Below are 14,534 nucleotides of genomic sequence, written 5' to 3'. Positions count from 1 at the left end.
GCCGCAGCGTGACGCGGACGCGCCGCGAGCCGGGCGGCAAGCGGCGCGCGGCGGTCAAACCCGCTCGTACGAGTGGTCCAATCGGGCAAATGGCGAGTGAAGAAGCGTTTCTTCATTCACCCGAACGTGGGACGGTGGTCGTACCGGTGGCGCGGGTGGCGTAGCGGGTCGCTCCTTTCTGCCACCATCTGTGAGCGCCCGGTAACAGGGCGATCACAGATGGTGTGCGGTTCCCGCCGCCCGCCGCAGTCCTGTCCCCCCTGTCGAGGAGTCGTCCGCCGTGGGCCCTCACCCCGCCGTCGCCGCGATACGCCTGGCCGTTCGCCGCACGCTCTCCGACCTCGCCGCCGAGGCCGGTTCCACCTTCACCGCGCCGGTGCGCCAGCCCCGCGAGCGCCCCGCCGGTGCGCCGCTGGTGGGTGCCGCCGTCGGCACCACCCTGATCGGCAACGCCGCGCGCCACCCGTCCGGACTGCCCCGCACCCCGGCCGCGCCCGGTTCGCCGCTGGTCCTGGTCGCCGTCAGCGGCGGCGCGGACTCGATGGCGCTGGCCATCGCCGCCGCCTTCGAGGCCCCCAAGATCGGCCTGCGGGTCGGCGCCGTCACCGTCGACCACGGCCTGCAGCCCGGCTCCGCCGAGCGCGCCGACCAGGTGGCCGACCGGCTGCGCTCGCTCGGCCTCGACCCGGTCGAGGCGGTCCCGGTGCGCGTCGGGCGCGCCGGCGGCCCGGAGGCGGCCGCCCGGGACGCCCGCTACGCGGCCCTGGACGAGGCCGCCGAGCGCCACGGCGCCATCGCCGTGCTGCTCGGCCACACCCGGGACGACCAGGCCGAGACCGTGCTGCTGGGCCTGGCCCGCGGTTCGGGCGCCCGTTCGCTGGCCGGGATGCCGGCCCAGAAGGGCCGCTACCGCCGTCCGCTGCTGGAACTGGACCGGGCTGCCACCCGGCAGGCCTGTTCCGCCCAGTCGATCCCGGTCTGGGACGACCCGCACAACTGTGATCCCGCCTACACCCGCTCCCGGGTCCGCCACGAGGTGCTGCCGGTGCTGGAGAAGCACCTGGGCGGCGGCGTGGTCGAGGCGCTGGCCCGTACCGCCCGGCTGTTCCGCGACGACGCCGACGCCCTCGACCAGTGGGCCTCTTTGGCGGAACGCGACCTCCGTACGGGCGAGGGCGCCCTGGACGCCGTGAAACTGGCCGAACTGCCGTCGGCCGTGCGCCGTCGGGTGCTGCGCCGGGCCGCGCTGCGCGCGGGCTGTCCGGCCGGGGACCTGTTCGCCCGGCACCTGGAGACGATCGACCTGCTGGTCACCGGATGGCGCGGCCAGGGGCCGCTGCACCTACCCGGGGGCGTCGAGGCCACCCGCAGGTGTGGCACGCTGGTCTTTCGGCGGCAGGGCGACTGACGGGCTGGGCATGCCTCGGGGCAGCCGGCCGCCGGCCACACAGACCCCGAACGTTTGAGGACGTATCCCCGGTGGACCAGAACGACATGGGCGCTGACCTCGCGAAGGTGCTCATCAGCAAGGACGAGATCGATGCCAAGCTCCTCGAGCTGGCAGAGCGTATCGACCGGGACTACGCAGGCAAGGATCTGCTGATCGTCGGCGTCCTCAAGGGTGCCGTGATGGTCATGGCCGACCTGGCCCGGGCCCTGCACTCGCAGGTCACCATGGACTGGATGGCCGTCTCGTCCTACGGGATGGGCACCAAGTCCTCCGGCGTGGTGCGGATCCTGAAGGACCTGGACACCGACATCGCCGGCCGTGACGTCCTGATCGTCGAGGACATCATCGACTCCGGCCTGACGCTGTCCTGGCTGCTGGGCAACCTGGGTTCGCGCGGCCCGGCCTCGCTCGAGGTCTGCACCCTGCTGCGCAAGCCGGACGCGGCCAAGGTCGAGATCGACGTGAAGTACGTCGGCTTCGACATTCCGAACGAGTTCGTGGTCGGCTACGGCCTGGACTACGCGGAGAAGCTGCGTAACCTCCCCTTCATCGGCACCCTCGCTCCGCACGTCTACGGCGGCTGAGAGCGCCGTTCGGGCTATGGGCGGGAACAGTAGGCCGTTCCCGCCCGTTGGACCGGGGGGACAAAGAACAACAGCCGTGTCGCCGTGCTCCCGCCATGGGTGGGTCCGACTGCGGTACGGTCCATTAAACCGCTCTTCACATGAGCACCAATTCGGATGCGCCGGCGGCCCACAGCCACGCGGCGCCGTTGAGTGGCAGGAGGGACGGGGCGGCAACGCCCCGCATGGATGGACGTCAAGCGATACTTCCGTGCGCCGATCATGTGGATCGTGCTGGCCGTCCTCGCCGTCATCGTGTTGATGCAGGTCGTTTCGGACTCGAACGGCTACAAGACGGTGGACACCGGTCAGGTCGTCGCAGCGATCGACGCGCACAACGTCAAGTCGGCGCAGATCACCACCGGTGACTCGAACACGATCAAGATCCAGCTGAAGGACGGCGCAACGCTGCCCAACGCCGGTACGGGCAAGACCCCGTCCGGTGCCAAGTTCCAGGCCTCGTACATCGGCGACCAGGGTGTCGCGATCGCCGACAAGCTTCAGGCCCAGATCAACGACAAGGACTCGAGCACGCTCGCCGAGGGCTACACCGTCAGCCCGGAGAAGCAGAGCACCTTCGTCAGCCTGCTGCTGTCGATGCTGCCGATCGTGATCATCGTCCTGGTCTTCCTGTTCCTGATGAACCAGATGCAGGGCGGCGGCTCCCGCGTCATGCAGTTCGGCAAGTCCAAGGCCAAGCTGCTCACCAAGGACACCCCGAAGACCACCTTCTCCGACGTCGCGGGCGCCGACGAGGCGGTCGAGGAGCTCCACGAGATCAAGGAGTTCCTGCAGGAGCCGGCCAAGTTCCAGGCCGTCGGCGCCAAGATCCCCAAGGGTGTGCTGCTCTACGGCCCGCCCGGTACCGGCAAGACCCTGCTGGCGCGTGCCGTCGCGGGCGAGGCCGGGGTGCCGTTCTACTCCATCTCCGGCTCGGACTTCGTCGAGATGTTCGTGGGTGTCGGCGCCAGCCGCGTCCGCGACCTCTTCGAGCAGGCCAAGGCGAACGCCCCGGCGATCGTCTTCGTCGACGAGATCGACGCCGTCGGCCGGCACCGCGGTGCGGGCCTCGGCGGCGGCCACGACGAGCGCGAGCAGACCCTCAACCAGCTGCTGGTCGAGATGGACGGCTTCGACGTCAAGGGCGGCGTGATCCTGATCGCCGCGACCAACCGCCCCGACATCCTGGACCCGGCGCTGCTGCGCCCGGGCCGCTTCGACCGCCAGATCGCGGTGGAGCGTCCCGACCTCCAGGGCCGGCTGGACATCCTCAAGGTGCACCAGAAGGGCAAGCCGATCGCGCCCGACGTCGACCTGTCGGCCGTCGCCAAGCGCACCCCCGGCTTCACCGGCGCCGACCTGTCGAACGTCCTCAACGAGGCGGCGCTGCTGACCGCCCGTTCGGACAAGAAGCTGATCGACAACAACATCCTGGACGAGGCGATCGACCGCGTCGTGGCGGGTCCGCAGAAGCGCACGCGGATCATGTCCGACAAGGAGAAGAAGATCACCGCGTACCACGAGGGCGGTCACGCCCTGGTCGCGGCGGCCTGCCAGTACAGCGACCCGGTGCACAAGATCACCATCCTGTCCCGCGGCCGGGCCCTCGGCTACACCATGGTGCTGCCGGAGGAGGACAAGTACTCCACCACCCGCAACGAGATGCTCGACCAGCTGGCCTACATGCTGGGCGGGCGTGCGGCGGAGGAACTGGTCTTCCACGACCCGACCACCGGCGCCTCGAACGACATCGAGAAGGCCACCGCCACGGCGCGGGCCATGGTCACCCAGTACGGCATGACCGAGCGTCTGGGCGCGATCAAGTTCGGCTCCGACAACGCGGAGCCGTTCCTGGGCCGTGAGATGGGCCACCAGCGCGACTACTCGGAAGAGGTCGCCGCGCTGGTCGACGAAGAGGTCAAGAAGCTCATCGAGAGCGCGCACAACGAGGCCTGGGAGATCCTGGTCGAGAACCGCGACGTGCTCGACAACCTGGTGCTGGAGCTCCTCGAGAAGGAGACCCTGAACAAGGAGCAGATCGCCGAGATCTTCGCGCCGATCGTCAAGCGCCCGGCCCGGCCGGCCTGGACGGGTTCCACCCGCCGCACGCCGTCCACCCGGCCGCCGGTGCAGTCCCCGAAGGAGCTGGCGCTCACCAACGGTGCCGCCGCCGCCGTGGGGGACACCGCTCCGGTGGACGTCGTGAAGCTTCCGCCGCTGCCGGCCGCCGAGCCGTCGGCCGAGAGCTGATCCCGGTCCCGTAGGGAAGGGAATGGATGCCGCGTCACCAGGGTTTGTACCCTGGAGGCGCGGCATCCGTGCTGTTCAGCCAGAGTCTTCCCATATGTAAGCGAGGCCCGCATGATCGACCCGGTGACGCTCGACGGTCCGCCCGCCGTCGGGACCTTCGACCAGAAGCGGGCCGAGAACGCCATCCGCGAGCTGCTGCTGGCCGTGGGGGAGGACCCGGACCGCGAAGGCCTGCTGGAGACCCCGGCCCGGGTGGCGCGTGCCTACAAGGAGATATTCGCGGGCCTCTGGCAGGAGCCCGAGGACGTCCTCACCACCACCTTCGACCTCGGCCACGACGAGATGGTGCTGGTCAAGGACATCGAGCTGACCTCGGTCTGCGAGCACCACCTGGTGCCGTTCCGCGGTGTGGCGCACGTCGGGTACATCCCGTCCCCGAGCGGCAAGATCACCGGGCTGTCCAAGCTCGCTCGGCTGGTCGACGTCTACGCCCGCCGGCCGCAGGTGCAGGAACGGTTGACCAGCCAGGTGGCCGACGCGCTGATGCGGATCCTGGAGCCGCGCGGGGCGATCGTGGTGATCGAGTGCGAGCACATGTGCATGTCGATGCGCGGCATCCGCAAGCCCGGCGCCAAGACGATCACTTCATGCGTGCGCGGCCAGCTGCGCGACCCGGCCACCCGGGCCGAGGCGATGAGCCTCATCATCGGTCGATAGGGGCATCTGTCGATAGGGCCATCGGCCGGCAGGGGCATCGGTCGGTAGCGAAACGACTCAGGGCACCTCGTGCTCCGCGTGCTGCGGAGCCGGGGTGCCCAGTGCGTTGCGGCGCTCGGGCATCCGTAGCGTGACCATCCGGCGCCAGCCGTAGGCGCGGTCGTACAGGTAGAGCGCGTGCACCCCGAGGGTGACCAGGGCCAGCTGCCAGCGCGGCCAGCGCAGGATCCGGGCCATCCGGGCGGTGACCGCGAGGCCGACGTCCCGGTGGGTGCGGATCTCGCCCCGGGCGCTGGTCTCCAGGGTGTGCCGGATGTACGGGCCGTGGCCCTCGGCCCGCAGCCGCAGCAGCTCCTCGTGGCAGTACGCGAGGTGGTTGTCCTCGTCGGCGGAGATCATCCGCATCGCCCGGCCGAGCTCGGGGTTGTCCCCGTACACCTTGACCAGCTGGCGCATCTGCTCGGCGGCGCGCTGCTCGGTGACCCGGCTGTGCGCGAGGTAGGTGATGATCTCGCGGTCGGTCAGCGGGACGTCGCTGTTCAGCCGTTCGTGGGAGAGGCCGATGCCCTGGCGCTCCAGCAGCATGCAGTAGTCGGCCTCCTCCGGGACCGCCACCTTGGGCAGGCCGCGCTTGGTCAGCAGCCGGGTGAAGATCCGGCCGTGCTTGCGCTCGTCGGCGCCGTGCCGGGCGACCTTCGGGGCGAGGACCGGATCCCGGGTGAGCGCGGTGATCCGCTCGTTCTCCCAGCCGCCCTGGTCCTCGCCGCCGGCCGCGATGCTGCAGAACAGCTGGTACGCCTGGTCGTTCCGGTAGATCTCGTTGAAGAGCGAGCGGGTGCTCAGCACGGCGCCTCCTGTGCGGATCCGGGGCGGCGCCCGCCGGGAGCGGCGGGCGGACGGCCGCGATACGTTCCCCCGAGCCGCGGGCCGACCGGGCCGACCGGCGGGTAATCACTCCCACGCGTTAGCCGAGGTGCGTGCCCAGCCATTCGAGCGAGGCCGGCAGCTCCTTGATCCAGCTGTCGACGTTGTGCCCGCCGTCGTCCAGGTAGAGCGACTCGACCTTGAACTGCGGGTTGGCCGCCGCGACCCGGGTGGCCTGGTCGACGAACTGGACGGTCTGCGGATAGTCCGACTCCTTGCGGGTGGAGACCACCAGCAGGTTGAGCGTCGGCACCGGCAGGTTCTGCAGCCGCCAGCCGAGGTCGTGCTGCTGGGTCAGCGCCTTGTCGCCGTTGAAGAGGTCGCCGCCGGTGTAGCCGTCCTGGCGCACGGTGAAGTCGCCGTGCAGGCTGGTCGCGCTGCCGAAGACGTTCGGGAAGCGCATCGCCAGGCGCAGCGCGCAGCTGCCCCCGGTGGAGTAGCCGAAGGTGGCCCAGGAGCCGGCCGTGCGGCCGACCCGGTAGGTGCCGAGGACGGCCTCGGGCACGTCCTTGGCGAACCAGGACTCGGTGCGCGGCCCGCCGGGGACGTCCACGCACTCGGTGTCCCGGGACGGGACCACCCCCGGGCGGACCATCACCAGGACGGTCGGCGGCATCTTGCCGGAGCGCTGCAGCTCGTACGCGGTCTGGGGGAGGGACAGGTCCTTGACCAGGTTCAGCGCCGTGCCCGGGTAGCCGGCGATGGCCAGCAGGACGGGGAAGCGGACCAGGGCGAACTTCGGGTCGAAGTACTCGGGCGGCAGGTAGACGAACATCTGGTCGGAGAAACCCGTCTCCTTGCCGCTGACCTGGACCGACTCGATCTTGCCGACCTCCTCGGGCGTGCCCTTCGGCAGGTTGGTGACGGTCTCCAGGCCGCCCTCGTTGGTGGGCTGGATCAGCGCGTCGGCGACCGGGGTGCCGCCCTTGTGGTTCTCGTTACTGGTCAGCGCGAGCTTGGCGCCGCTGTGGCCGAGCAGGTCGTTCCAGGACGTGTAGAACCCGAAGGAGTTGTTCACCGACAGCGCGAGCACGGCCACGATCGAGGCTTGAACGACTGTCAGCAGGCCGAGCCGGCCGAGCACCGGAAGCGGGCGCTGCCGTGCCAGCCGGGGCCAGATCCACAGGGTGGTGACCAGGGCCGCTGCGCCGAGTGCGAGCAGCGAGTTCACCAGCGCGTCGCTGGTCAGTTCCATGTGGTCGGCCTTCCGGTGGGACACTGTCGGGCAGGCTTCATCGTCTGGCGGTCCGTCAGGTCGGGCCACCGCAGCTAGGCTGTCCGGACGCCCGGGCCGGAGCCGGAGGGCGGGGGGAGTCGCAGGCAACCGGCGCCCTAGAATGCGGCGTCCACCGTACGTATCGCGTCCCGGAGGGTCCTGCCGTGCCACGCTGCGGCGGCCCCCCCGGCTCCCACCGCCGGCTCAACCCGCAGCGCGTCCACGGCCCCGGTTTACCGACCGTTTCCGGGTCCTTGGTATGCGCATTGCCTGATGAAGGAATAGGCATGAAGGTCCATCACGCGTCCTCCCCCGGAGGGACCGGACACCGCCCCGCAGCCTCTACGCTGAGCTTCCATGAGCGTTCCCGTGTCCGTTGAGCCGAGCCCCGAGCAGCCGCCGCGCCGTCGCCGTGGCCTGCAGACGCTGCGTTCCCAGGCGGCCGCTGTTCCGAGGGCCTGGCTCCCGGGGGCGGTCGGCTACGCCTGTCTGCTGATCGGGCTGGTCAACATCGCCAGCGCGGTGTTCCCCAAGCTCAGGCACACCAAGATGCACTCCTTCGCCGGGCAGCTGCCGGGCGGCACCACCAGCCTGGCCGCGGTCGGCACGCTGATGGTCGGCATCCTGCTGGTGCCGCTCGCCCACGCGCTGCGCCGGCGCAAGCGGCGGGCCTGGCGGGTGGTCTGCGTGCTGCTGCCGCTCAGCGCCGCGCTGCACATCGTGCGCTGGCACCAGATCGGCCCGGCGGTCGTCTCGCTGGTCGTCCTCGCCGTGATGCTGGTCCACCAGCGCGAGTTCTACGCCAAGGCCGACCCGCGCACCCGCTGGCGGGCGGTGGTCAACCTGGTCGTCATGGGCGTCCTCAGCGTGCTGCTCGGCCTGCTGATCGTGAGCACCCGGACCAAGTACGAGATCGGCCACCCGGGCCTGATCGAGCGCCTTCAGCACGTCGGGTACGGGCTGTTCGGCTTCGAGGGCCCGATCCGCTACACCAACATCCGGATGTCCGACCTGGTCGCCTACCTGCTCGGCGGGCTCGGGCTGCTGACCGCCTTCACCACGGCCTACCTGGCGCTGCGCCCGGGCAAGCCGAAGCCCGAGCTCACCGCCGAGGACGAGGAGAAGGTCCGCGAGCTGCTGGCGCGGCACGGCGAGCGCGACTCGCTCGGCTACTTCGCGCTGCGCCGCGACAAGAGCGTGCTGTTCTCCCCCACCGGCAAGGCCGCGATCTCCTACCGGGTGGTCTCCGGTGTGATGCTCGCCTCCGGCGACCCGGTCGGCGACGTCGAGGCCTGGCCGGGCGCGATCAAGGTGTTCATGGCCGAGGCCCGCGAGCACGCCTGGGTGCCCGCCGTGATGGGCTGCAGCGAGGTCGGCGGCGAGGTCTGGACCCGCGAGGCGGGCCTGGACGCGCTGGAGCTGGGCGACGAGGCGATCGTCGACACCGCCACCTTCTCGCTCGCCGGCCGGGCCATGCGCAACGTCCGCCAGATGGTCAAGCGCATCGAGCGCAACGGCTACTCCTGCAAGGTGCGCCGGGTCTCCGACCTCACCGCGGAGGAGAAGTACCGGATCGCCGACGCCGCCGCCCGCTGGCGCGGCACGGACACCGAGCGCGGCTTCTCGATGGCGCTGGGCCGCTTCGGCGACCCGCTGGACGACGACTGCGTGGTGGTCACCGCCCACAAGGACCCCGAGGAGGGCGAGAGCGGCGACGACCTGAAGGCCGTGCTGCACTTCGTGCCCTGGGGGCCGGACGGCATCTCGCTGGAGCTGATGCGCCGCGACCGCGCCGCCGACCCGGGCCTGAACGAGCTGCTGATCGTCGCCGCGCTGCAGGCGGTGCCCGCGATGGGCGTCCGCCGCGTGTCGCTCAACTTCGCGATGTTCCGCTCGGCGCTGGCCCGCGGCGAGCGGATCGGCGCCGGCCCGGTGCTGCGCGCCTGGCGCGGACTGCTGGTGTTCCTGTCGCGCTGGTTCCAGATCGAGTCGCTGTACAAGTTCAACGCCAAGTTCCAGCCCGAGTGGGAGCCGCGCTTCCTGGTCTTCCCGAACACCCGGGACCTGCCGCGGATCGGCTTCGCAGCGATGCAGGCGGAGGCCTTCATCACCCTCGGCATGCCGCGCTTCGGCCGCAAGCGCCAGCGCGAGGGCCTGATGCCGGTCCCGTCGACCCGCGGGGTCACCGAGGCCGCCTGAGGCACCACGCAGGCCGCCTGAGGGCGCCGAGGCCGCCTGAGGCACCACGCAGGCCGCCTGAGGGCGCCGAGGCCGCCGCACGAGGCCCCCGCCGGGAATCCCCGGCGGGGGCCTCGTGCGACAACGGCCCTGTTCGATAATGGGGGGCATGAGCAATTCGCCGTCCTTCTCGCTTCCGGCCGGTCTGCCGCGACTCGAGCGCTGCGCCGTGATGGGCGTGGTCAACGTCACGCCCGACTCCTTCTCGGACGGCGGGCTCTGGCACGACCCCGCCAAGGCGATCGCCCACGGGCTCGCCCTGCGGGCCCGCGGCGCGGACCTGGTGGACGTCGGCGGAGAGTCCACCCGGCCGGGCTCGCAGCGGGTGCCCGAGGAGGAGGAGCTGCGCCGGGTGATCCCGGTGGTGCGCGAGCTCGCCGACGCCGGGGTGATGGTCTCCGTCGACACCATGCGCGCCTCGGTCGCCGAGCGGGCCGTCGAGGCCGGTGCCGCGATCGTCAACGACGTCTCCGGCGGGCTGGCCGACCCGGCGATGGCCCGGGTGGTCGCCGAGACCGGCGCGCCCTTCGTGGTGATGCACTGGCGCGGGCAGTCCGCCGACATGGACCGGCTGGCCGTCTACGGCGACGTGGTGCGGGACGTGGTCGCCGAGCTGGCCGGCCGGGTGGACGCGCTGCTGGCGGCCGGGGTCAAGGAGGACCAGCTGATCCTCGACCCGGGGCTCGGCTTCGCCAAGACCGCCGAGCACAACTGGGCGCTGCTCGGCCGGCTCGACGCGCTCACCGCGCTCGGCCGTCCCGTCCTCGTGGCCGCTTCGCGCAAGCGGTTCCTGGGTACGCTGCTCGCCGACCCGGCAACCGGGGAACTGCGCCCGGCCCGGGAGCGCGACGACGCGACGGCCGCGGTGTCGGTGCTGTCGGCCCAGGCCGGAGCCTGGGCGGTGCGGGTGCACGACGTGTCCGGCACGGCGGACGCCGTCCGGGTGGTCGCGGCCTGGCAGCGCGCGGCGCGGCTGGGGTGAGGGAGGGTCTGTGACAGGTGACGGCAGGTTGAGCGGCGGAACGGCCGGGCGGGCCCGCGAGGCGGACCTGGAGGCCGTGCTGGCGGCGAACCGAAGGCTCTACGAGGCGCTGGAACGGGGGGACCTGGAGGCGGTCGAGGAGGCCTGGCTGGGCGCCGCGGACGCCGACGACAAGGGCGGGGTGGTCTGTGTGCACCCCGGCTGGCCGGTGCTGCGCGGCCGGGCGCAGGTGACCCGTTCGTACATGTTGATCATGATGAACACGGAGTACATCCAGTTCTTCCTGACCGATGTCGAGGCCGAGGTCCACGGTGATGTGGCCCTTGTCACGTGCACCGAGAACATTCTGTCCGGCGGCGAGGCGGAGGAGGAGGGCGAGCTCGGACCGCTGGTCGGCGGAAAGGTCGTGTCGACGAATCTGTTCCGCCGTACCCCGGCCGGGTGGAAGCTCTGGTCGCACCACGGTTCACCCGTTCTGACCAGCGGTGACGAGGACGACGAGGACTGATTCCGACGGCTGCGGAAATGTCGTGGCGGGACACCGCCCGGGAATTCCCGAGCGGTCACCGAACGTTCACGTCAATCGCCATTCCGGCGCGCGTGGCGTCGTTTCGCGCCGGGTAGGACGGTCAGGCGTTGTCCGTGCTCGCGGGTAGATTCGAAACGGAGTGGCGGGCGTGCTGCCTGCCTTCGCCCTGCCCGTCCATGCCTTTCTCCGGGCGGGGCCCGTCCGACTGGGAGCAGTGATTCGTTTGCTGGACCGCGTCACCCTGCGGGGGCTGCGTGCCCGGGGCCACCACGGCGTCTTCGAGCGCGAGCGCGTCGAGGGCCAGACCTTCGTGGTCGACCTCGTGCTGTACCTGGACACCCGCCCCGCCGCGTCCGGAGACGACCTCACCCGCACGGCGCACTACGGCATCGTGGCCGAGGAGGTCACCGCGATCATCGCCGGGGAACCGGTCGACCTGATCGAGACCCTGGCCCAGCGCATCGCCGACCAGTGCCTCAAGCACGAAGCGGTCGAGGAGGTCGAGGTCACCGTGCACAAGCCGGACGCCCCGATCACCGTGCCGTTCGACGACGTGACCGTGACCATCCACCGGGGCCGCGCATGACTGCCGCTGCGCGCCCGGCACTCGATGTAGAGGACTATCGATGAGCACCAGCGACCCGACCGCCACGCCGAACGCGTTCGACCTGGAGAGCCGGGTGGACTCCGCCGACACCACCCTGCACAGCCAGCGCTGCGCGGTGATCGCGCTCGGCAGCAACCTGGGCAACCGGCTGGACACCCTGCAGGGCGCCGTCGACGCGCTCGCCGACACCCCGGGGCTGCGGATCAAGGCCGTCTCGGCGGTCTACGAGACCGAGGCCGTCGGCGGCCCCGAGGAGCAGCCCAACTACTACAACGCGGTCGTCGTGCTGCGCACCTCGCTTCCCCCGCGGGACCTGCTGGAGCGCGGCAACGCGATCGAGGACGCCTTCGGGCGGGTGCGGACCGTCCACTGGGGCCCGCGCACCCTGGACGTCGACATCCTGGCCTACGAGGGCGAGCTCAGCGACGACCCCCAGCTGCTGCTGCCGCACCCGCGCTCGCACGAGCGGGCCTTCGTGCTCGCCCCCTGGCTGGACGCGCAGCCGGAGGCCGAGCTGCCCGGGCACGGGCGGGTCGACGCGCTGCTGGCGGGCCTCGGCGGCCCGGACGCGCAGGGCGTCAAGCGCCGCGAGGACATCCGGCTGACGCTGCCGGAGTAGGCCTCGGGGCGCCACCCAGCCCGGAGCGTCTCGGAGGCGAGTTCCCCGCCCCGAGCCGAAGGGGCGCGCCGGTGTCGAAAGGGAGAAGCGAGGGGGCCCGAGGGACGAGGGGCTTGGAGCGACGACCGTCGGCGCCGGGTCGGAGCGTCTCGGAGGCGAGCGGGCGAGTTGGCGAGCGGGCGAGTTGGCGACTGGGCGAGCAACAGCGGAACTCGATCGGGGGCCCGGCCGTACCAGTAGGTGTCCGCTGTTCGCGCGGGTGTCCGCCCGGCTGGGCCCGGTACGGTGGCCTGGCGCCGCCGCGTCGGGTCACCGGGCGGGCGGCCGGCTCTGGTACCCCGGGAAGGACCTCCTCCGAGTGAAGCTGCTTCGCCTCCGCCTGCTGATCGGCATCACCGCCGCCACGACGGCGCTGTCCTGGGCCGGCTCCAAGCTGTGGGCCTCCCTGGGCACGCTGCCGGCGGTGCCGGGTGCGGCGCCGGTGGTGCTGGCGGCGGTGGCGGTGATCCTGCTGGCGACCGCGCTGTCGTTGCGGTCCCGGCTGAAGGCGGTGCGCGAGCGGCAGCACGGCGCGAAGGGCGTCGACCCGCTGCTCGCGGCCCGGGCGCTCGTGCTGGGGCAGGCCAGTGCGCTGGTCTCCGCGGTGGTCACCGGCATCTACGCGGGCGCCGGGATCTACCTGCTAGGGGAACTGGACGTGTCGGCCCGCAAGGATCAGGCCGTCACGGCCGGGTTCGCGGTGCTGGCGGGGGCCGCGGTGATCGCCGCGGCGCTCTGGGTCCAGCACGTCTGCAAGTTGCCGGAGAACCACGACGGTCCGAGCGGCCCGGCGGCGTCCCACCGTTGAGCAGGGCCTTCCTCGTGATCTTGAGTGAGAATCCGGGCACGTGCGGTAAAAACCGCCCCCTGTCAAGGGCAGAAGGGGACCCTGGGCTGACAGGGCCCCAATTCGCACGCTAGTTTCTTGGCATGTCTCGCGGACGCCACCGTCATTCCTCGGTCCTCGGCCGGGTCTTTCCCCCCACCGCCGCCGGCGTACTGCTGGTAGCCGCTCTGGCCGCTCTGCTCTTCAGTCAGGACACCATCCTGGTGCGCTCGGTGGGCATCGCGGCGCTGATCGCGACGCTCGGCTTCGCGCTGCTGCTGCGCCAGCGGGACAAGGCGGCCCGGGCGGCCGCCGAGATGTCCGCGGCGCAGCGGATGCGGGCCGAGGAGCGGTTCGAGGAGCAGCTGGCAGAGGCCGAGTACGCGGCGGAGGTCGCCGAGGAGCGGGCCACCCGGTTCGGGCGGCGGCTGACAGCGGAGAAGTCGCGGCTGGCGAAGGCCGAGACTGAGATCGCCCGGCTGCTGCGGGAGCGGGCCGTCACGGTGGCCGAGCAGGCGCTCAAGGAGGCCGAGGCGGCCCAGCGGGCCCTCGCCGCGAGCCGTCCCAAGTATCCGGCCAGTCCGGCCGCGTACGTGCGGGCGGCGGCCGTGCTGCGGCTGCTGGAGCGCCGTGCGGCGGAGCAGGAGGCACGGCGGGCGCGTACGGCGGGCGCGGCGGTCGCGCTGCGGGCGCGTACCGCCCCGGCTGCCCAGGCCGCGCCGGCGCCCGTGCCGGTGGCCGTGCCCGCCCCGGTGGCGCCCGCGGTGCCCGCCCCGGTGGCGCCCGCGGTGCCCGCGCCGGCCCCGGCGCCGGAGGCCCGGTCCGCGGAGGCCCAGCCGCCGGTGCGGCCCGCCCCGGTGCGCCCGGCGCTGACGGCGACGGTCGGTCAGCTCGGCGGGACGCCGGCCGTCCGGGCCGCTGCGCCCGCACCGGCGGAGCGGCAGCGGCCGCGGCCGGCGCAGTCCGGGCAGGCGCGCGGGCAGGGGTTCAGCTTCTTCGGGCGCGGCGCGGGTGCGTCGGCCCGCCCGGCGGCCCCGACGGCCCCGGCGCCGGCGGTGGGCAGCGTCGCCGAGCTGGGGGAGCGGACCGACCTGGCGGACGTGGTGGGTGACGAGGCGGTGGCCGCGAAGGCCCGGGCCGAGGCCCTGGCGGCGGAGCCGGCCGTGGCGCGGGACGACGCGCGGGCGCCGCAGCAGGCCGAGCGGCCGCAGCAGAACGTGTCGCAGCAGGGCGCGCCGACCGTGGTGGACCTGACGCCGGAGGACGAGACCGAGCTGATCCAGCTGCCGGAGCTGCGCGCCTCGCGCTGAGACGGGTGGACGAAAGCCGCGGCGGGGGGGGGGGGGGGGGGGGGCGGGGCGCGCCCCCCCCCGGGGGGGGGGGGGGGGGGGGGGGGGGGGGGGGGGGGGGGGGGGTGTTGGGGGGGGCTTTTGGGGGGGTGTGCCTTGGGGGGCCGGGGGGGGGGGGGGGGGGGGGGGGGGCGGGCCGTTTGCGTGGGTGGGGGTTTCATGCGG

Annotated in this window: 13 protein-coding genes; 11 read left to right on the top strand and 2 right to left on the bottom strand. The window is 72.3% G+C overall.

Annotated features, from left to right (window positions below):
- The first annotated feature begins 280 nt into the window (after nucleotides 1-280).
- The 4 genes from tilS (at nucleotide 281) to folE (ending at nucleotide 5,040) form a co-directional block, all read left to right on the top strand.
- Complete coding sequence (gene tilS, locus ACZ51D_RS39230) at nucleotides 281-1,408, top strand: tRNA lysidine(34) synthetase TilS (RefSeq protein ID WP_360506815.1); 1,128 nt, start codon at nucleotides 281-283, stop codon at nucleotides 1,406-1,408.
- A 71-nt stretch (nucleotides 1,409-1,479) separates the two neighbouring features.
- Complete coding sequence (gene hpt / locus ACZ51D_RS39225; RefSeq protein ID WP_030059589.1) at nucleotides 1,480-2,034, top strand: hypoxanthine phosphoribosyltransferase; 555 nt, start codon at nucleotides 1,480-1,482, stop codon at nucleotides 2,032-2,034.
- Between the two features lie 228 nt (nucleotides 2,035-2,262).
- Nucleotides 2,263-4,323 (top strand): ATP-dependent zinc metalloprotease FtsH, encoded by a 2,061-nt coding sequence (ftsH, locus tag ACZ51D_RS39220; protein WP_465625525.1) that lies wholly within the window; start codon nucleotides 2,263-2,265, stop codon nucleotides 4,321-4,323.
- A 111-nt stretch (nucleotides 4,324-4,434) separates the two neighbouring features.
- On the top strand, nucleotides 4,435-5,040 hold the full coding sequence (gene folE, locus ACZ51D_RS39215; protein WP_360506809.1) for a GTP cyclohydrolase I FolE: 606 nt from the start codon (nucleotides 4,435-4,437) through the stop codon (nucleotides 5,038-5,040).
- Nucleotides 5,041-5,097: 57 nt separating this feature from the next.
- On the opposite strand, the gene ACZ51D_RS39210 is transcribed toward folE, so the two are convergent.
- A complete protein-coding gene (locus ACZ51D_RS39210; RefSeq protein WP_360506806.1) occupies nucleotides 5,098-5,886 on the bottom strand; it encodes a ferritin-like domain-containing protein in 789 nt (262 codons plus the stop codon).
- A gap of 118 nt (nucleotides 5,887-6,004) precedes the next feature.
- Entirely contained in the window at nucleotides 6,005-7,159 is a 1,155-nt protein-coding gene (locus tag ACZ51D_RS39205; RefSeq protein WP_465625527.1) for an alpha/beta hydrolase, read from the bottom strand.
- A 378-nt stretch (nucleotides 7,160-7,537) separates the two neighbouring features.
- Here ACZ51D_RS39205 and ACZ51D_RS39200 point away from each other — a divergent pair, with 378 nt between their 5' ends.
- From ACZ51D_RS39200 to ACZ51D_RS39170, 7 genes are all read left to right on the top strand, one after another.
- Entirely contained in the window at nucleotides 7,538-9,379 is a 1,842-nt protein-coding gene (locus tag ACZ51D_RS39200) for a phosphatidylglycerol lysyltransferase domain-containing protein (protein WP_465665074.1), read from the top strand.
- Nucleotides 9,380-9,518: 139 nt separating this feature from the next.
- Nucleotides 9,519-10,400, top strand: a complete 882-nt coding sequence (gene folP, locus ACZ51D_RS39195) for a dihydropteroate synthase (RefSeq protein ID WP_465625529.1) — start codon at nucleotides 9,519-9,521, stop codon at nucleotides 10,398-10,400.
- A 28-nt stretch (nucleotides 10,401-10,428) separates the two neighbouring features.
- Nucleotides 10,429-10,908 (top strand): nuclear transport factor 2 family protein, encoded by a 480-nt coding sequence (locus tag ACZ51D_RS39190; RefSeq protein ID WP_360506794.1) that lies wholly within the window; start codon nucleotides 10,429-10,431, stop codon nucleotides 10,906-10,908.
- A gap of 247 nt (nucleotides 10,909-11,155) precedes the next feature.
- Nucleotides 11,156-11,515, top strand: coding sequence for a dihydroneopterin aldolase (folB, locus tag ACZ51D_RS39185; protein WP_030059580.1), 360 nt, complete (start codon nucleotides 11,156-11,158; stop codon nucleotides 11,513-11,515).
- A 40-nt stretch (nucleotides 11,516-11,555) separates the two neighbouring features.
- A complete protein-coding gene (folK, locus tag ACZ51D_RS39180; RefSeq protein ID WP_360506791.1) occupies nucleotides 11,556-12,155 on the top strand; it encodes a 2-amino-4-hydroxy-6-hydroxymethyldihydropteridine diphosphokinase in 600 nt (199 codons plus the stop codon).
- Nucleotides 12,156-12,513: 358 nt separating this feature from the next.
- Nucleotides 12,514-13,002, top strand: a complete 489-nt coding sequence (locus tag ACZ51D_RS39175; RefSeq protein ID WP_360506788.1) for a DUF3180 domain-containing protein — start codon at nucleotides 12,514-12,516, stop codon at nucleotides 13,000-13,002.
- A gap of 122 nt (nucleotides 13,003-13,124) precedes the next feature.
- Nucleotides 13,125-14,330, top strand: coding sequence for a hypothetical protein (locus ACZ51D_RS39170; protein WP_465665072.1), 1,206 nt, complete (start codon nucleotides 13,125-13,127; stop codon nucleotides 14,328-14,330).
- Nucleotides 14,331-14,534: the final 204 nt, after the last annotated feature.

It is taken from the genome of Kitasatospora sp. NPDC033851, assembly GCF_055576085.1.
The sequence above is the reverse complement of the archived record's forward strand: the minus strand, read 5'-3'. Positions and strand labels throughout refer to the sequence as shown.